19 protein-coding genes are annotated in these 17698 nt (G+C 71.0%); 12 read left to right on the top strand and 7 right to left on the bottom strand.

Annotation, left to right across the window (positions count from 1 at the left end; translation table 11 throughout):
• Positions 1–180 precede the first annotated feature (180 nt).
• Both ACIGJO_RS09725 and ACIGJO_RS09720 read right to left on the bottom strand, forming a co-directional pair.
• Positions 181–1365: a hypothetical protein gene (locus tag ACIGJO_RS09725; protein ID WP_399954682.1), complete on the bottom strand. Its 1185-nt coding sequence runs from the start codon at positions 1363–1365 to the stop codon at positions 181–183.
• A 9-nt stretch (positions 1366–1374) separates the two neighbouring features.
• Positions 1375–2337 carry a LysR family transcriptional regulator gene (locus tag ACIGJO_RS09720; protein ID WP_399954679.1) on the bottom strand — a complete coding sequence of 321 codons (963 nt, stop codon included), beginning with the start codon at positions 2335–2337 and terminating at the stop codon, positions 1375–1377.
• A 129-nt stretch (positions 2338–2466) separates the two neighbouring features.
• Between ACIGJO_RS09720 and ACIGJO_RS09715 the strand changes: the two genes are divergently transcribed.
• Positions 2467–3672: an MFS transporter gene (locus ACIGJO_RS09715; RefSeq protein ID WP_399954675.1), complete on the top strand. Its 1206-nt coding sequence runs from the start codon at positions 2467–2469 to the stop codon at positions 3670–3672.
• Positions 3673–3873: 201 nt separating this feature from the next.
• Here the strand turns inward: ACIGJO_RS09715 and ACIGJO_RS09710 are convergent, their stop codons facing one another.
• Together ACIGJO_RS09710 and ACIGJO_RS09705 are read right to left on the bottom strand one after the other, a co-directional pair.
• Positions 3874–4731: a choice-of-anchor K domain-containing protein gene (locus ACIGJO_RS09710; RefSeq protein WP_399954672.1), complete on the bottom strand. Its 858-nt coding sequence runs from the start codon at positions 4729–4731 to the stop codon at positions 3874–3876.
• 451 nt (positions 4732–5182) lie between these two features.
• A complete protein-coding gene (locus ACIGJO_RS09705; protein ID WP_399954669.1) occupies positions 5183–5413 on the bottom strand; it encodes a hypothetical protein in 231 nt (76 codons plus the stop codon).
• A 214-nt stretch (positions 5414–5627) separates the two neighbouring features.
• Here ACIGJO_RS09705 and ACIGJO_RS09700 point away from each other — a divergent pair, with 214 nt between their 5' ends.
• The 4 genes from ACIGJO_RS09700 to ACIGJO_RS09685 all read left to right on the top strand — a co-directional run bounded on the left by ACIGJO_RS09700 (position 5628) and on the right by ACIGJO_RS09685 (position 9405).
• Positions 5628–6032: a peptidoglycan-binding protein gene (locus tag ACIGJO_RS09700; protein WP_399955643.1), complete on the top strand. Its 405-nt coding sequence runs from the start codon at positions 5628–5630 to the stop codon at positions 6030–6032.
• A 470-nt stretch (positions 6033–6502) separates the two neighbouring features.
• The gene (locus ACIGJO_RS09695; RefSeq protein WP_399954665.1) at positions 6503–7099 is read left to right on the top strand and encodes a hypothetical protein; all 597 of its coding nucleotides are present in this window, start codon (positions 6503–6505) and stop codon (positions 7097–7099) included.
• 392 nt (positions 7100–7491) lie between these two features.
• Entirely contained in the window at positions 7492–8253 is a 762-nt protein-coding gene (locus tag ACIGJO_RS09690; protein WP_399954662.1) for a polysaccharide deacetylase family protein, read from the top strand.
• A gap of 468 nt (positions 8254–8721) precedes the next feature.
• Positions 8722–9405, top strand: coding sequence for a hypothetical protein (locus tag ACIGJO_RS09685; protein ID WP_399954658.1), 684 nt, complete (start codon positions 8722–8724; stop codon positions 9403–9405).
• A 403-nt stretch (positions 9406–9808) separates the two neighbouring features.
• Here the strand turns inward: ACIGJO_RS09685 and ACIGJO_RS09680 are convergent, their stop codons facing one another.
• Entirely contained in the window at positions 9809–10276 is a 468-nt protein-coding gene (locus ACIGJO_RS09680; RefSeq protein WP_399954655.1) for an NUDIX hydrolase, read from the bottom strand.
• A 205-nt stretch (positions 10277–10481) separates the two neighbouring features.
• Complete coding sequence (locus ACIGJO_RS09675) at positions 10482–11060, bottom strand: TetR/AcrR family transcriptional regulator (RefSeq protein WP_399954652.1); 579 nt, start codon at positions 11058–11060, stop codon at positions 10482–10484.
• Positions 11061–11179: 119 nt separating this feature from the next.
• Between ACIGJO_RS09675 and ACIGJO_RS09670 the strand changes: the two genes are divergently transcribed.
• The 5 genes from ACIGJO_RS09670 to ACIGJO_RS09650 all read left to right on the top strand — a co-directional run bounded on the left by ACIGJO_RS09670 (position 11180) and on the right by ACIGJO_RS09650 (position 14676).
• Entirely contained in the window at positions 11180–11383 is a 204-nt protein-coding gene (locus tag ACIGJO_RS09670) for a hypothetical protein (RefSeq protein ID WP_399954649.1), read from the top strand.
• On the top strand, positions 11377–12507 hold the full coding sequence (locus ACIGJO_RS09665; RefSeq protein WP_399954646.1) for an MFS transporter: 1131 nt from the start codon (positions 11377–11379) through the stop codon (positions 12505–12507). Before ACIGJO_RS09670 ends, ACIGJO_RS09665 begins: the two co-directional genes overlap by 7 nt.
• Positions 12508–12647: 140 nt before the next feature.
• A complete protein-coding gene (locus tag ACIGJO_RS09660; protein ID WP_399954643.1) occupies positions 12648–13313 on the top strand; it encodes an O-methyltransferase in 666 nt (221 codons plus the stop codon).
• Positions 13314–13624: 311 nt separating this feature from the next.
• Positions 13625–14107: a hypothetical protein gene (locus tag ACIGJO_RS09655; RefSeq protein ID WP_399954641.1), complete on the top strand. Its 483-nt coding sequence runs from the start codon at positions 13625–13627 to the stop codon at positions 14105–14107.
• Positions 14107–14676, top strand: a complete 570-nt coding sequence (locus ACIGJO_RS09650; RefSeq protein ID WP_399954638.1) for an AAA family ATPase — start codon at positions 14107–14109, stop codon at positions 14674–14676. The genes ACIGJO_RS09655 and ACIGJO_RS09650 overlap by 1 nt, the downstream gene beginning before the upstream one ends.
• On the opposite strand, the gene ACIGJO_RS09645 is transcribed toward ACIGJO_RS09650, so the two are convergent.
• Positions 14657–15403 carry a response regulator gene (locus tag ACIGJO_RS09645; protein WP_399954635.1) on the bottom strand — a complete coding sequence of 249 codons (747 nt, stop codon included), beginning with the start codon at positions 15401–15403 and terminating at the stop codon, positions 14657–14659. The two genes, ACIGJO_RS09650 and ACIGJO_RS09645, sit on opposite strands and share 20 nt — an antisense overlap.
• A gap of 285 nt (positions 15404–15688) precedes the next feature.
• Here ACIGJO_RS09645 and ACIGJO_RS09640 point away from each other — a divergent pair, with 285 nt between their 5' ends.
• Both ACIGJO_RS09640 and ACIGJO_RS09635 read left to right on the top strand, forming a co-directional pair.
• Complete coding sequence (locus ACIGJO_RS09640) at positions 15689–16732, top strand: ABC transporter ATP-binding protein (protein WP_399954632.1); 1044 nt, start codon at positions 15689–15691, stop codon at positions 16730–16732.
• Positions 16729–17544 (top strand): ABC transporter permease, encoded by an 816-nt coding sequence (locus tag ACIGJO_RS09635; protein ID WP_399954628.1) that lies wholly within the window; start codon positions 16729–16731, stop codon positions 17542–17544. Before ACIGJO_RS09640 ends, ACIGJO_RS09635 begins: the two co-directional genes overlap by 4 nt.
• The last annotated feature ends 154 nt before the right edge of the window (positions 17545–17698 follow it).

Below are 17698 nucleotides of genomic sequence, written 5' to 3'. Positions count from 1 at the left end.
CCTTCGGCGAGGGCGACAAGTTCCACGGCGACGAACTGCGGATCGTGTGGACACCACAGGCCCTGCGGGAACTCGCCCTGGCCCGTGCGCGGGCCTCCGCGGGCGCGGAGCTGACCGGGGACCGGCTGTGGGGGGGAGGTCTTCCCGGCGACCGTGGGCGACGAGGACACGGCGCAGGGGCTACGGCCCGTTCGGCAACCGGAGCCCCGTGCAGTTCCCGCGCCGCACCTGGTCCTTCGCGAACGCGGTTACGTACGTGCTCAGCAGCGCGCTCCGCTCCTTCCGCTCGGCGGCTGTCGGGGGCTCGGGCTTCTCGCCCTCGGCCCGGTGGGGGTAGCCCTCGCCCCAGTGCGCGGCGAAGCCGGCCTGCTCACCGCCGCACTCGGCGACGGCCCACGCCCGGCTCTCGTTCAGCGCGGGCCGCCAGGTGGCACCGGTGTCCTCCGGCGGCATGTCGGGTCCCCAGCTGCTCGCGGGCAGCCCCGTGCCCCAGTCGCCGCGCCAGCCGGTGAGTTCGACGACGGGCCTGCCCAGTGGCTCACCGTCGCTCCGCGCCGTGCGCTCGCCGTCCGCCGCCGGTGCGTACAGGGTGCAGCGGCCGACAACTCCCCCGTCGGCGAAGGCGATACGCACCCTTCCGCCACGGCCCTCCGCCGGGACCCGTGTGGTGGCGAGGGCGTCGCAGGCGGTGCCCTTGGCCTCGGCGAGCGGCACATGTCCGCCCGTGTCCGGCACCGCCCCGTCCTTCGGCGCGGGCAGCGGCTCGCCACCGCAGCCGAGCTTCTCGGTCACCGCGTTCGTCAGCCGCACCGCGATCCGCAGCATGGCCGCCTTCTCCGCGGGGCTCTTGGCGAAGTAGGCCCAGGTGCCCACCAGAAGGCGACGGTCCTCCCCGGAGGCTCCCTCGCTCCTGGCCGGGCACTCGGGCATCAGATAGACGAGGCTGTGCTCGGTCTCGAAGCCGGGCAGCCCGCCCGGCAGCACCGCGTGCGGCGGATAGGAGCGGGCGACGAAGGACAGCTCCTCGTCCCGGTCCCGCCCGCCCGGATAGGCGTCGACGGCGACCACGACCTTGCCCTTGTCGCTCGTCAGCACGCAGTGGTACCCGCCGCGCTCCTCGTCGAAGGACTCCTCCTCCGCCCCGAGGCGGACGCCCGCGCGTACGGTCTCCAGATCGGCGCCGGTCAGCTCGCCCCCGCACGCCTCACGCGCCAGCCACCACTGCTTCACCGGTGCCCGGACGGAGAACGCCACGATGACCAGTACGGCCAGCACACAGCCCGAACCCCACAGCCACCCGCGGTGCTGCCGCGCCCAGTTGCCCATCTGTTCCCCCGTTTCCCCGTACCGGTCTGCGTACGTCATCTCCGTACGTCATCTCCGTACGCCGTCCTCGTACGAGTATGCGACCCGGTTACGGGACACCCTTCGAGGCGTGTCCCGAAGGCGGCCGGTGACGGTGGCGAGGGCCTGCGCGAAGCCGCGTACGCGAGCGGTCTCATGACCCCGGTGCCAGACCAGGCCGAGCAAGGAGTCGGGGAGCCCGGTGACGGGCACGAAGGTGACCCCGCTGCGGCCGTAGTAGTCGGCGGTGGGGTGGCAGAGCAGCAGGGAACCGCGGTCCGCCCGCACCAGGGCGAGGCCCTCCTGCAAGGTGGCCACCGTGGGCCCGACGGGGATGGCGAGCCCCTCGGGGGTGGTGTCCGGGGCCTGCGCGCGGCGCCAGTACTCCGGCGCCGCGCCTCGGACGCTGATGAGCGGGCAGGCGGCGAGTTCCTCGGCGCTCAGGCCGTCGCGTGCCGCGAAGGGGTGCCGGGGGGAGACCGCGAGAGCCTGCGGCTGCGCGGAGAAGACCTGCCCGACGACGAGTTCGCTCTCCTCGGCCGGCATGAGGACGACCGCCGTGTCGACCTCGCGCCGCAGCAGCGGGCCGAACGGGTCGGAGAAGGCGATCTCCACCAACTCGGTGGCGCAGTCCGGGTGTTCCTTCTGGAACAGCGCCATGGCCTCCATTACGTCAGTGTTGACCGTGCCCTGGAAACCGATGCGCAGGAGCCCGCCGCCGCCCGCGGCCACCGCGCGGACGTCGTCGAGCGTGGTGTTGATGGCGTCGAAAGCGGGCCGCAGGCCCCTGTACAGCTGCTCGCCGAGAGGGGTGAGCCGGACGCGACGGCTGGTGCGCTCCACGAGCCGGGCGCCGACCCGGTGCTCCAGGGTGCGCAGCAACTGGCTCACGCGGCTCTGCGATACGTAGAGACGTTCCCCGGCCCGGCCGAAATGGAGTTCTTCGGCGAGGGCGAGGAACGCCTCCAGCTCGCGGGTCTCCGGAGTGCCCACGGGTCTCCTCCCCTCGGACGGCGGACCGGTATGTCCTGCGTCGCCAGCCTATCGATCCATGAGCCCGGCTAATGAATCGATGAGGGATTCGCTGTTGTTCGGGCGGCCGGCGGTCTGTTGTCTGGGGGCATGACGCAGGCAGAGGAATCCGTACGGACAGCGGACACACGGGAACGTGCCGGGGTGCGGGGCCGGCTGGGGGTGGTGGCGCTGGCCGTCGGCACGTTCACCGTGGTCACCTCCGAGATGCTGCCCGTGGGGCTGCTCACCCCGATGAGCGGCTCGCTCGGGGTGTCGGAGGGCACGGCCGGCCTCACGCTGACGATCACGGGGCTCGTCGCGGCGGTCTCCGCGCCCCTGCTGATCTCGGCCGGGGGCCGGCTCGACCGGCGCGTGGCGCTCTGCGCCCTGGCGGCCGTGCTGGTGATCGGGAACCTGGGCGCGGCCTGGGCCCCGGGCTTCGGCGTCATGGTCGCCGCGCGGGTGCTGGTCGGTATCGCGATGGGCGGGTTCTGGGCGATAGCGGCGGGACTGGCGGTACGCCTGGTGCCGGAGAGGTCGGTCGCCGCCGCGACCTCGCTGGTCTTCAGCGGCATCGCCGTGGCCTCCGTGCTGGGCATCCCGGCCGGGGCGTACGCCGGAGCCCTCGCAGGCTGGCGCACCGCCTTCGTCGCGGCCGCCGCCCTGGCACTCCTGGTGCTCGTCGCGCTGGCCGTCCTCCTGCCGCCGCTGCCGGCGGAGCGGCCCGCGCCGCTGGGCGACGTGCTGCGGCTGCTCGGCGACCCCCGTATACGCACCGGCCTGGCCGTCGTCGTCCTCCTGGTCACCGGCCACTTCGCCGCGTACACCTATGTCCGGCCGGTCCTGGAGGACGTCTCCGGGTCGGGCGAGGGCCTGATCGGCACGCTGCTCCTGGTCTACGGGGCCGCGGGCATCGCCGGAAACTTCCTCGCGGGCGCCGGTGCGGCCCGCTCACCCCGCAGGACCCTTCTGGTGATCGCCACGGCCATGGTGCCCACCGTCGCCCTTCTGCCGGCCCTGGGCGGATCACTCCTTGCCGCGGGCACCCTGATGGCCGTGTGGGGCCTCACCTACGGTGGGGTCTCGGTGAGCACCCAGACCTGGATCCTGGCCGCGTCCCCCGAAGCCCGCGAGGGCGCGTCCTCCCTGTTCGTCGGAGCGTTCAACGGCGCCATCGCCCTGGGCGCGCTGCTGGGCGGCCTGGCGACGGACGCCCTCGGCACCACAGCGGCGATGTGGCTGGGCGCGGCCCTGGCGGCCGGAGCGGCGGTGACCACGGCGACGGGCCGGGCCCCGGCGGGCATCGGGGTCTGACGACGAGTCACGGGACACCCCCTCCCCGGATCGCCGGGATCCGCCGGATCGCCGGGGCCGTCCGGGTCAGCGGGTCAGCGGGTCACCCGGTCACTGGGACCCTCCGGATCACCCGGGTCGTCCGGGTCGTCCGGATCACCCGGGTCGTCCGGGTCGTCCGGATCACCCGGGTCGTCCGGGGAAGGGGCTTCGGGCAGGGGATCAGGGGTTGCCGGCGCCGTAGCTGTAGTCGGAGACGACCGTGTCATCGGCGTCGCGGAGGTGGGCAGTGTCGCCCTTGTCGTTCCAGAGGGGACGTCCGCTGCCGTAGGTGTAGCCGCCCCATTCGGGGTGGACTTCATTGGTGTGGATGCGGATCCGCTGACCGGGCCGGAGCACGGTGCCCGGCGGGAAGGTGAAGTTCTGGCCGGGGTCGTCGGCGAAGAGCGTCCAGCCGGAGATGTCGGCGGATGCCGTGCCCTGGTTCACGATCTCGACGTACTCGTCCGCCTGGGTCCGCTTGACCCGGCCCTTGGCGTGGACATCGGCGATGACCACGTCCGGCGCACCCACGCGGGACAGCACCGCGACGATGTCGGCGCTGTTGGCACCGTTCTCCGGGCTGATGAACTTGTTGACGATCTGGCCGTTCTGCTTGAAACCGGTGATCACGACGGCGTACTCCTCGCCGTCGATGGTCACGCTCTCCGGGGACACCCGGGTGGGCAGGTCGACCTCGTCGTCGGGGGTCGGGCCGTCGTTGGGCGTCTCGAAGTGGTGGAACCGGAAGCTGAAGGCACGGTCGGAGTCGTCCTCCTCGAACCGAATACCTACCGCGAGATCCACATCGAATTGGTTGTTCGCCCCGCCCTGGATCGGGAAATTCTGGTGGGTGAAGGTCCCCAGAGTGAATTCCGTGCCGCCGACCTTCACTTCGGTCGTGCCACCGGCGAACCGGTAACCGCTCTTGCCTCCGCCGACGGGAACACCCCAGGTGACGTTGTCGCTGGAGAGACCCGAGAGGTTGGGCGGGGCAGGGCTGACAGCCGTCCAGGTTCCGGACGCCGTGACTGTGGACATGTGCTCGATCTCCCTCTTCACCCGGGCGTCGCAAGCAGGGCAAGCGCCCGCGTTTCGGAGGCAGTTGGCGACGGCGAACCGTCTGCGGAACGGCGAACAGCGTCCGGGCTCGTCGAGCCGGCCACTTCGACGGACCGGCGTTCCCGCCAGGACACCGTGTCCGCCGTGCGGGGCACCCAAATCCGGTCATTCGCGAGGTGGCCGCGACCGGCCGGAACGGCCCGGCTTCCGTCCGGCTCCCGCCCGGCTACGCGGGCCCGGCCGGGACACGACCGGAGTTCCGGTGTTCCGGAGCGGCAGGGGCCGGTGAGGCCGGGGGACTTCTCGGGGCATTTCCCCACCGGGCAGCTATGGCCGATAAAGCGCTCTCGGTCGAGTGAACCGGGGCCGAAACCAGGGCTGATGCACCGCCGCGGGCACGTTCCGCATCAGGCCCGTGTTCCGTCGGCGGCTACTCCGGGAAAACGCAGACCCACACATGATCCGTGTGGAAGCAGAAGCCGCCGGAACGCGCTGTCGGCTCCGAGAAGGAGACAGCGATCTTTGCGGACAGCTCCACATGATCACTGTCGCCGTCGCCGGCGCGCAGCTTTTCCGTGGCGTCACGAAGAATTGCGGAGAGCAGGGCACGGCCGAAGTGGTCGGGCGTGCCGATCTCGTCGGGGACCTGGCTGACTGCCAACTCCTGCTTGGTCCGGCCGGGTGAGGATATGACTGATCATCCCTCTCACGGGAGAAGCGAAACGCTGTACGTCCAGCGTGTCGCACGGAGGACGACCACACATCCGGACCGGAGGTGGCACAGGCGCGTCGTCCGGGGGACGCAGCCGCGCACGGGCCGTTTCTTACGGCATGCGCTTCCATGCTCCGAGTGCCACGCTGGACGCAGGTGAAACCTGCGGCCATATTGGAGGAGAGATGCTGCCGTATGCCACCCTCCCTGGGGGAATACCAGGAATCGAGCAACCGGGCCCCAATTCCCTCGTGGAGCTGCTCCAGAGAGCGCTTCGGAGGGAAGGGGTGTACGGCGGCCCGTCAATGGAGGTTTCACGGCCGAGACGGGCACGGCGGTCAAGAGTTTCCAGGCCGCGCGGGGAATTGCCCCTGACGGTGTCGTTGGACCGGCGACGTGGGAAGCGCTCCCGGCGGAAGACCTGCAAGGTATACCCACCATCAGCGAAGGAGACGCGGGTGGGGCCGTGGCGCTGCTTCAGCGGTGCCTGAGACGGCAGGGGTACAATCCCGGACCCATAAGCGGCATCTTCGGTCCTGAGACGACCGCGGCGCTGAAGGAATTTTAGACCACGGGCGCGCCGGAGATTATCGTGGACGGTGTCTGCGGGTCTCAGATGTGGCCGTACATGGGCTGACTGCGGAGGAGCCGCACCGCCACTGTTCCCGGGCATGTACCGGGGAAATGGATGGCGAGAAAACTCGGCTGGGAACGGGAAACCCGTGCGATTTCGATCGACGGGGTTTCCCGTTCCGTACGTGCGGTTCGCTGCTTTGCCCGGATGTGGAGGCAGAATGCTGTGAATGGGTAATTTGCTTGCTTTGTTCCTCGCTCACGCGATCCTCGTATCGAAGTTCTTGACGACGTGTCCGGGCGGCCGCTTCCGTTACCGAAAACGGAGCGGAAGCTTGGTGAAGTCTTCTTGGGTGTGGCCGCAATTACCGTGAGCTGAGGGCGCGCGTAAGGGGAAGTGGCCGGTCCTTTTCGTGGTAGAGTCTTGATGAATTCACAGGACGCCGCGATTAAAAGGGGAATGGCGTGAATACCGAGAAGGTTACGGCTCGACGTCTTACGGCCGAGGAGATTTCAGGCTTGGGTCTCCAGGACGCCATCTTCGTTTCGGCAGGGATGGATGGCCTTCCTCTCGACTGCTATGCACCGGCATTCCTCACGGAGCCGGGCAAGAATTTTGAGGGAGGGGCCTTCGTCGCGAGGACGGTGTTCGGTGAGGAGATTCACGTCCTCCCGGAGAACGCCGAAGAGGCCGGGATCTGGATCGCCGACAAGGCGGGGGAGGAGATCGAGGTCCTCCAGAGTGCCGGCGTCCTCCTGAACCTCGCCCTCTTCGTTCCCGGCGGGAACAAGGAAGCCCTGGACGCGCTCTACTCCGCCGCGCGGGACGCGTTCGGCGCGGGGGTCGTTCAGCGCTGGAGCGAGGAAACCGTCGCGGTTCCCGACGTCAAGGTCGACCTCTACGAGGAGCCGGCCCGGGGGCGGAAGGGCAACAGCCAGAACCGTGACCGCCGCGCCCTGGACATCTACCCGACCCGCGTGCGGTTCCTGGAGCCCAGCGAGGGCTGGAAGTTCATCATCGAGCCGCACAAGGAGATCGTCGACGAAACCCCGACGATCTGACCTGATGGCAGGTCAAAGGCTGTCCCGTCATCCCTGACGGGCGCGCGACGACCGCCACGGCACCTCGCGGCGTTGTCACACCGTCCGCATGCATCCAGTCTGCGGATGCCCCTCGGCCTTGCGACGCACCGCATCCGACGCCGCGCGCTGATCCACCACGGATCACGGGACACCCTTCTGCCCCGGCCTTTCGCGGGAGCCCGTCAGCTTGCTGACGGGCTCTTCGCCGTTTGCGGGGCGCCGCGCGGCCCCTCGTCCGTCCCGGGGCTCCGGTGATTGTCGCCGGTCCCCTGCGGATTCGTCCGCGATCGGTAACAGGGGGATCTTGTGCGGGCTTTCGTATGTCTAGATGGGGGCAGGGCATCGGCGGAAACGGCAAAGGGGCGGGCGACATGGCGAAGCACAAGGGAAAGGGATGGCACGGCCGGCTTCTCTCGGCGGCACTCGGGGTGACGGTGGTGGCCGCCGGCGCCTCGGTGTGGACCGCGCAGGCCGAGCCCACCGGGAACCGGCAGCCGGAGGCCCGTGTCGCAGCGCCGGACTCCCGGCCCGTGGCGGCGGACATCGTGCACGCCTCGGACCGCGGCAAGCGGGGCGTCAACATCACGATCGACGACGGACCGGACCCGTCCTGGACGCCGCAGGTGTTGCGACTGCTGAAGGACAGCGGCGTGAAGGCCACGTTCTGCATGGTGGGCACGCAGGCCCAGGCATACCCGGACCTGGTCAAGGCGGTCGTGGCGGACGGGCACCGGCTGTGCAACCACACCGTCTCGCACGACACCGCCATGGACACCAAGTCCGAGGCCTACCAGTCCCAGCAGATCCTGGATGCCGAACGCATGATCACCAAGGCGTCCGGCGGCGTCCGGTCGCAGTACTACCGGGCCCCGGGCGGCGCCTTCACCCCGTACAGCCGTCAGCTCGCCGCGTCCCGGGGGATGCGGCCGCTGGGCTGGAACGTCGACACCAAGGACTTCGAGCGCCCCGGCGCGGACACCATGGTCGCCACCGTCAAGAGAGAGATCTCCAACGGACCGACCATCCTCTTCCACGACGCGGGCGGCGACCGCTCCCAGACCCTGGCCGCTCTGCGCGAGATCCTGCCCTGGCTGAGGGAGCAGGGGTACTCCTTCGGCTTCCCGGTCCGGTGAACGAGGGCCGCACGCACGGCCATCAAGCCCGGTGACCGAGTCGGCCCCACCCCGCTCACCGCCCCACGCGCCGTGCTGGCCGGCGGGATTCCGTGCCCCACGCGCCGTGCTGGCCGGCGGGATTCCGTGCCCCACGTGACCGTGCTGGCCGGCGGGATTCCGTGCGCCACGCGCCGTGCTGGCCGGCGGGATTCCGTGCGCCGCGTGCCGTGCTGGCCGGCGGGATTCCGTGCGCCGCGTGCCGTGCTGGCCGGCGGGATTCCGTGCCCCACGCGCCGTGCTGACCAGGGATATCCCCTCCATGCCGGGAGGTGGGCCGGACCCTCGCACACCCGTCGTCCTGCCGGTTCGTCACGAGGCCGGAACCCTGCCGGTCCCCGAACTCGGAAGCCGCCGAGGGGTCAGGGCCGAACATGCCTTGGGCCTCCTTGGCCATGCACTGTCAGAGGCGGCCTGTACCTTCACCCAATGCAGAACTCAAAGATGATTGTCGTCCTGATCGCGGCCGGACTCCTCGCCACCGGTTGCGGCTCTTCCGATGCCGACGGGGGTGCGGGCGGCGCCGCACAGAAGGCTCTGCCGGTCGCCATCGACGGCCCCCAGAAGGACGTGGTTCCCCAGCGCGAAGCGGGCGAGAAACTCAAGATCAAGCCGCTCCCCGCGATGGACGCGCCCTTCGTCGAGAAGGTGGAACACCACCTGCGCCAGGCCGTACTCCGCTCCGCCCGGGTACCCGGCGAGACCAGTGCCGAGTGCCCCGACGGCGTGGACGAGAAGGCCGGCGCGGTCAGCCAGTGCATCGCCACCTACGAGGGAGCCGAAATTCCCTACGAGGTGAAGATCAGCGATTCGGCCAAGGCAGGCAGCTCCCTCGTCTTCTTCGACACCACCCCCAAGAAGGGCCTGCTGGTGGCGAAGGCGGTCTACGACTCGATGAACGAGAGCTACGGTTCCGAGTCCGGTCGCACCGACGCCAGCAAGCCGGCGTGCGAGAAGATGCCTGCGGCCAAGGCGGTCCCCCTGGGCAAGGACACGGGCTTCACCTGCCAGTACTGGACCAAGTTCGCCAACAAGGGCCAGCCGGGCTATACGACCCTGCGGCTCAAGATGGGCGCCCAGGGATACGGGATGGGCTTCGAGACCGTCGAGTAGCCCACCGGGACCGATCCCCCTCGAACTCGCGGGCCGACGGGGCGGCATGGACCGCGAGCGGGCGCTCACGCCGACAGGACGCGTGAGCGCCGGACCGACAGGAGCCGCACGCGTTCCGCGGCGGTTGCGCGGTAGGAACGCGCTATGCGCGACAGCCACGAGGCCCTGGCCGTGGCCGTGTCGAGCACCTGTGACGTCACTTCTTCACGGCTCTGGGAGCAACCGCAGGGCCGGAGAACGGTATTGCCGGGGACCGGTCCGCGGACAGTGGGACCGGTGGAACTGGCGGGACCGGTGGAACTGGCGAGCGGGGCGAGGTGCCGGGCGTGGAGCTCGGCCCCGGTGAGCGGATCGGTCAACTGCCGCTCGCGGCGGAGCCGAAGGACGCGATGCCGGGGACGGCTCAGTGCTGGATCAGGCCGCCGACCGGAACAGGGGCGACGTGGCCGGTTTCCGGAAGGGCCAGTGCCAGGGAGAGGCCATTGTCGACCAGCCCCGACCGGCGGAGACCGGTGACGTCGGGGATCGGCGTCCAGACCGACTCGGCGATTTCGCCGTTCGGCTCGGGCCGGAGCCGGCCGCCGGTGATACGGACCCGGTAGAAGACGCCGACGTTCTGATGCTCGATTCCTCCACGGGCCTCGGCCACCGGGATCACCCGTGAGTCCACGCCCAGCAGGCGCTCCACCACCGCGGTGCAGCCCGTCTCCTCGGCGACCTCCCGGATCACCGCATCGAACGGATCTTCGCCGGGCTCGACTTTACCGCCCGGAAGAGTCCAGACGCTCTCGCCCACCGGTGGCACGTGACGGGCGAGCAGCACCTGTCCGTCCTCCATACACACGGCGTACGCCGCCAGCCGAAAGCTCATCCCCCCGTACCTCCCACTCGGACCCCGCACATGGTCCACCATCCGCGCAGCGCTCCGCAAGCGGCGCCGGATCCACCCCCGTACGCCCGGAGCGGCTTCTGTTCCTCGCGGTGGAGCCGGAGGAAGCGCGCACCACCAACGTGACGGCGGGCGGCCCGGTTCCACTGCCGGCGCGACGGCAGGCGGGTCGGGGTGCCGGGGCGGCTCATGCCCCCGGATGGTTCAGGGTGCGCACGAACTGCTCCGAGAGCTGCTCGGTGTCGATGTCGTCCGCGCTGTGCCCGGACAGGATGTGGAAGAAGGGCGGGCCGATCAGGAGCGCGGTCGCCTGTTCGAGCGAGAGGGGGGTGCCGCTCGACCTCCGCGCCGCCTCCACGACCTCCGCGGCGCTCTCCCCGAGGATGTCGCGGGAGGCGAGCAGCGCGGCGACGTCCGCGTCGTGCTGGGCCTCCCCCATGAGGGCACGGTAGGCCGCGCCCGCGTGGGAGCGGGACAGGAAGGCGACGAGCGCGTCGAGATACGCCGTGAGGTCCTCGCGGGGGTCGCCGCTGCCGGACACGGACAGCTCGTGCCGGGCATCGATGGCGCTGGCCTCGTAGAGGACCTCCGCCTTGTTCGACCACCAGCGGTACACGGTCTGACGGCCCACGCCCGCCCGCTCGGCGATGCCCTTCATGGTCAGGGCCGCGTACCCGACTTCGACCAGCAGGTCGTCGACGGCGTGCAGCACGGCGGCGCGTGCGCTTTCACTGCGGGGCCGTCCGCGACCGCTTCCATCCACCATGTCGCCACTCTATACGAGGCACAGTGTCTCGTATGTGTTACCTTTGCGGGGCACGGTGACTCGTAAGTGGGTGTCCGGCCGTGCTCCGTGTACGGCAATCCCAGAAGGAATCGAGAGCGATGGCTCGCATACCGGAGGGCGCTCCGCGCCCGGCGCAGCGGTCCGGCCCGGTGCTCGCCTGCGTGAGTGTGTGCACTGCCCTGGTCGTCGGATTCGTTGCGGCGATCAACCTGGCGGTGCCGCAGCTGGCCGCGAGTTCACTCTGGGCGGCGGCCACCGGTATCGGGGGCTCGTCGGCAACGTCGGCGGCGGCGCGGTGCTGAGCGCGGGCTCCTGGCGCGCGTTGTTCGAAGCGGTCGCCCTGATCGCGGCCTGCTGCCTGGTGTGGGTGGCACGGTCCGTGCCGCGCAGCGCCCGGCTCGAACGCACCCTCGACCTGCCCGGCACGCTGTTGTTCGTGGCGGCCTTCGTGGCCCTGCTCATCGGCATCATCGAAGGGCCCGAACAGGGCTGGGGCAGCACGGTCGTCCTCATCGCCTTCGCCTGCAGCGTTCTGCTGAGCCTGTGGTGGGTGCGTACCGAACTGCGCGCCCCCCATCCCATGCTCGACCTGCGGCTGTTCCGCAGCGCGGCACTCAGCAGCGCCGCGCTCGGCATGACCATCACCTTCTTCGGAGGCTTCGGGCTCTTCTACGTGAACGCCTCACTCCTGCAGTACGGGCGCGGCTTCTCCGTCCTGCAGGCAGGGCTCGGGATCATCCCGATGACCGTCCCGCTCCTGGTGGGCACCCGTTACGTTCCCGGGCTCATCAGCCGCATCGGTGTCCCCGCGACGCTCTCCGCGGCCTTCGCGCTCACCGGTGCCGGCCTGCTCGGCCTCTCGTATGCCTCGACCATGGCCTACCCCGTGTACGCGGCCGCCCTGTTCGTCATCGGGCTGGGCATCACGCTGGCAGCGCCCTGCCTGACCGCTCAGATCGCCGCGGCCCTGCCCGTGGAGAGGGCGGGCATCGCCGGAGGTCTGCAGTCCGCGACCCGCGAACTGGGCAGCGCTCTGGGCGTGGCCGTCGTCGGCACCATCCTCGCAGCCGGGTTCACCCACCAGCTGCCCGACGGCCTGAGCCGGCACGCCGCTCCCGCGTACGGTGCGGGAAGCGCTCACACCGGCCCCGGCCGAACACACCGCCGTCACCGAAGCGTTCACCCAGGGCGCCAACACCGCGCTGCGCGCCGCGGCCCTCGTCGTACTCCTGGCCGGAGCCCTGGTCGTCACCGGCGCCCGCCGAGCCCAGCGGACCGCCCAGCGGACCGCCCAGCGGACCGTCCAGTGAACCGCCCAGCGGGCTGCCCCGCGGACCGTCCCGCGGTAGTGGGGGGCCCCTTTCGGCTTCGTCCCCGCCTTCCCCGCCTTCCCTCTCCTCCCTCACCTTCCCCGCACCCGCCATGACCGCGTCCACCCACGCGACCAGGCAGCTTCTCTCCCGGGAGCCCACCGGGCCGTCCCTGCGCGCGGACATCGATCCAGGCACCCGCACGCCTGAGGGGACGGCCCATCCACCCCTCGCACCGCCCGAAGGAGCCCGTACTGTGCCCACGCAACCCTGCACCCTCGCGGAACCCCGTGTCTCCGCCGCCCTGACCCGCATGTTCGGAGCCGCGGCCCGTGACGACGAGACCGCGGCACGTCTGTGGAGCATCCCGATCGACGACCGGGAGTCGCTGTCGGCGCAGGAACTCGCCGACGCGGCGCAGGAGATCTACATGCCGGTCTCCGCCGACGGCGGCAAGCTCCTGTACAACCTCATCCGCGCCACCGGGCCGACCACGGTCGTCGAGTTCGGCACCTCGTACGGCATCTCCACCCTGCACCTCGCCGCCGCTGTCCGCGACAACGGCGCAGGCCAGGTCATCACCACGGAGATGAGCCGGATCAAGGCGGCCTCGGCCCGCGGCACCTTCGCCACCACCGGCCTCGACGACGTGATCACCGTGCTGGAGGGGGACGCCCTGCAGACGCTCGCCGCACTGCGGCAGCCGGTCGACTTCCTGTTCCTGGACGGGTGGAAGAACCTCTGCCTGCCCGTCCTTCGGCTCCTCGAACCCCACATCGCCCCCGGAACCCTCGTCGTCGCCGACGACGTGGACCGCCCCGGCCTCGGCCCCTATCTCGACCACGTACGCGACACCGCCAACGGCTACCACAGCGTCACATTCCCCGTCGAGGACGGCCTCGAAATCAGCTGCCGCCTCTGACCGAGCTCCCCTCCGGGCCACCCGGCGGTCCGTGCTGCGGTCTGCGGTCTGCGGTCTAGGGCTTCTGGCGTGCGGAACTCGGGGTGGAGGAGAGCGGTTTACGCGCCAGGACGCCGTACGAACGCCGGCCGCGCCGGACGCTGTACGAACGCCGGGAGTACGTGGCCCACGCCGGGGGCACGTGGCCCACGCCGGAGGTACGTGGCCCAGGCAGGCCGGGCGCCCGGGACGTGGAGGCGCCGGGCGGTTCGCCGGGCCGGTGCGAGACCATGTGCACGCTGATGTGCAAGGACGTGTCGTAGGGGGACAACATGGCCTCGGAAGTGTGGACTTCGGTCCTCTCGCTCACGGGTGTCGCGCTCGGCGGCGGGCTGACGGCCCTCTCCCAGCGCGCCACCCAGCGGTCCGCGGACCGGGCCGAGGAACGACGGCTGAGGGCGGCCACCGGCGAGGCGCGCAGGGCCGAACAGCTCCAGGCGATCAAGGAGTTCATCGCGTGCGCCCAGGCGGCCGAACGAGCGGCCTACAGCCGCCCCGATCCATGGGGCGGCGACGACGGCTGGAGTGCACCTGCCGGCGGCACCATGACCGCGCTCTGGGTCGCCGAACGGCACCTCGTGCTGCTCTGCGATCCGGACCTGCACGCCGCTGTCCACGCGTATGGTCGCGCGCTCAACCAAGCGGTCTGGCGGGACATCGGCGACACCGAGGTCAACGAGCACCTGGAGGAGCGCAAGGCCGCCTTCATGACCGCAGCCCGCGCGAGCCTGTCCTCCCTGTCGGACCAGGCGTGATGAGCTCCGGGCCGAGGGTGGTCCCCGCAGGACTCGTCGTACTCGTCGGACCGCCGGCCTCGGGCAAGACCACCTTCGTTCGTGAGCTGGTCGCTCAAGGGAGTCTCGAACCGGATGCCGTTGTCTCCAGTGACGACATCCGTGCGGAGTTCTTCGGGGGCGAGGCGGCGGACGCCGTGTCCGACACGGCTGATGCACGGGTCTTCGACGAGCGCGACCGCCGGATCACCGACAGGCTCGCCGCGGGCCGGACCGCGGTCGCCGAATCGACGAACGTCACCCCGCGGGCACGCGCACGCCTCGTGGCCATCGCCGGACGATTCTGTGTGCCGGTGACCGTGCTGCGCTTCCCCCAGGACGAAGCGGACCTGCTCGGACAGAACGAGGAGCGGGGGAGGAGCGACGTCTCCGCCGCGGACGTGAGCGCCTACGCCGCCCTCATGAGGCGGGATGCGAGCGCTGCCCAACTGCGCGCGGAAGGTGCCGCGTTCGTGTATGACGTCCCCGGCCGGGGACAAGGAGTCGCGCCCGCGGAAGCCGCCCGGCGGTTCACGTTCCGCCGGGCCTGAGCCGCCCCGGGGCGGGCCGCCCCTGGGTGAGATGCCCCGGGGTGAGTGGATCCTGCCCCGGCGGGACCAGACCGGCCTCGTACGCGGAGATGGCCGCCTCCACCCGGTTGCGCACGCCCAGCTTCGTGAGCACCGCGCTGACGTGCGCCTTCACCGTCCCCTCGACCAGGTGCAGCCGCCCCGCGATCTCCGCGTTGGACAACCCCGCCCCGAGTCCGGCCAGCACCTCGCGCTCCCGTTCCGTGAGCCGTTCCAGCGAGCGGTGGGGATGCGCCGCTCGGTGCGCGCGCAGCCCGGCGATGACCCGGCCGGCGACCCGCGGGGACAGGTAGGCCCCGCCGGCTCCCACCGCCCGTACCCCGTTCAGCAGTTCTCTCGGGTCGTCCGCCTTCAGCAGGAATCCGTCGGCGCCCTCCTCCAGGGCGCGGGTGACGTACTCGTCCTGGCCGAAGGTCGTCAGCATGATCACACCGACCGCCGGCAGTTCCCGGTGGAGCCGCGCCACCGCCGTCAGACCGTCCAGGCCGGGCATCTGAATATCCAACAGGACCACGTCCGGCCGGTGCAGGCGGGTGAGCGCGATGGCCTCGTGTCCATCACCCGCCTCGGCGACCACCTCGACGTGCGGGTCCCTGGCCAGGATGGCCCGCACACCCGCCCGGACCATCGCCTCGTCGTCGGCCACCAGGACCCGGACCGGCCGGCTGCCCGGCGTCGTCTCTTCCACGAGGCGAGCCTACGGCCGACGCACCACCGTGCGAACGGCAAGCCCCGCGGATCCACCCCGGGGCGGGGCGCACCCCCGACGAAAGGCAGGCCGCCACTGCCGTTCGACCGATGGGCGCCGGTGCCGCGGACTCCTAGCGTCGCTTCCGTGGAGAAAGGCGGCGTACTCGCACCGGTGGGAGCGCGCCGCAGCATCTTCCGCGTTCCGCACTCCGCGTTCCGTATTCCGCGTTCCGTATTCCGCGTTTCGCGTTCCGTACTCCGCGACCGACAGCGAAGGAACTCCGTGATCACCCTCCAAGGACTCACGAAACGCTATGGCGACACCCTTGCCGTGGACGGGCTGACACTCGACATCAAGGCCGGCCGCGTGACCGGTTTCCTCGGCCCCAACGGCGCCGGGAAGTCCACCACGATGCGCATGATCCTGGGCCTGGACCATCCCACCCGGGGGCGGGCCCTGATCGCCGGCCGGCCTTACGCGGCCCTGCGGCGGCCGCTGTGCGCGGTCGGCGCGATGCTGGACGCCCGAGCCGTCCACCCGGCCCGTTCCGGCCGTGCCCACCTCGTAGCCCAGGCCCGGGCCAACGGCATCCCCGTACGCCGCGTGGACGAGGTGCTGGAGGCGGTGGGCCTGACCAGGGCGGCCCGGCGGCCGGCGGGCGCGTACTCCCTCGGCATGAGCGGGCGGCTCGGGGTCGCGGGCGCGCTGCTCGGCGATCCGCCGGTGCTCGTCCTGGACGAGCCGGTCAACGGTCTCGACCCGGACGGTGTGCGGTGGATCCGCCGGCTCGTCCGTGACCAGGCTGCGGAAGGACGCACGGTGTTCCTTTCGAGCCATCTGATGAGCGAGATGCAGCTGACGGCCGATCACCTCGTCGTCATCGGACGGGGCCGGCTGCTGAGCGACACCTCCATGACCGAGTTCCTCGCCGCCGCCTCTCCCGTATCGGCGCGCACCCTGGTACCCGATCCCGAGGAGCGGGCGACACTGGTCCGCCGTCTGCGGGAGGCCGACGGGGTGAGCGTCGAGACGTCCGCGTCCGGCGAACTCGCCGTCGAGGGCCGCACAGCCGCCGAGATCGGCGACCTCGCCCACCACTGCCGGGTCCGGTTGCACCAGTTGAGCGACGTCAGGGTCTCGCTGGAGCAGGCGTACATGGACCTGACCGCGCGCAGCGTCGAGTACGTGACCGGCGGCAGCACCGAGTACGCGACCGGCGGCAGCGGCACGGACACCACCGGCGGCAGCGGCACGGACACGACCGGCGGCAGCGGCACGGACACGACCGACGCGGCCGTTGCGCCGAACGAAGGGGGAGCACAGTGACCACGACGACACCCGGCGAGCGGACGGACCCGCTCCAAGCTGTGCGCGACACTCCTGGCCGCGGCGCACCCGGCGGCTTCGCCGGGGCCATCGCCTGCGAGTGGACCAAACTGTGGTCCGTCCGGGCCCCCTGGCTCTGTCTCCTGGCGGGCCTCGCGATCACGGGCGTCTACACCTTCTACTACGCCTCGATCGCCCGCATCAACGATCATCCGATCGAGCCCGTCGGGAACGCGGCGGCCTCCTCCGTCGTCCTCACCCAATTCGCCGTCGCCGTCCTGGCCACGCTCGTGGTGACCTCCGAGTACGCGACGGGGACTGTCCGGGCCTCCCTGCTGTGGGTGCCCCGGCGGCAACGGGTCCAGATGGCGAAGGTGCTGGTGGTGGCCGGCGTCTCGTTCGCCGCCGGCGTCGTCTACGCGGTCGTGGGTGCGGCGGTGGCGTGGGGGGCGTTCGACGGACGGGCCTCGTTCGAGGCCGGAACGGCCCTCCGGCAGATCCTGTCCGTCGGTCTCTACCAGGCGCTCGTCGCCGCGCTGGCTGTCGGGGCCGCCTTCGCCGCTCGACATCCGGCCGGCGCACTGTCGATCCTCGTCACTCTGCTGTGGGCGCTGCCGAGCATGCTCCTGGGGCTCGGAGGCCCGGCGCTCGCAGCCGTCAACGACTACCTGCCGCACGGTGCGGGGGATCACTTCGTGCGCGTCGGAGCCGGGGCCCCGTACGCACCGGCGACGGCGATGATGATCGTGGTGGCGTGGGCTTCCGCGGCACACCTGATCGGCCTGTACGTGCTACGCCGCCGGGACGCCTGACCCTCACGCCGGAACGGGTCCCGCCGCCCGCGCCCGCGCCTGTACGGGACCGGTTGCCGCCCGCGCCCGCGCCGGAACGGGACCGCACGCGTGAGCCCCTGCCGGAACCGGCCCGGACGCCCAAACTCAAGCCCGAGGTCACGGCCCTCGACGG

This window comes from Streptomyces sp. NPDC079020 (assembly GCF_044542225.1).
Lineage (GTDB): Bacteria > Actinomycetota > Actinomycetes > Streptomycetales > Streptomycetaceae > Streptomyces.
This window is presented reverse-complemented; position numbering and strand designations above follow the sequence as displayed.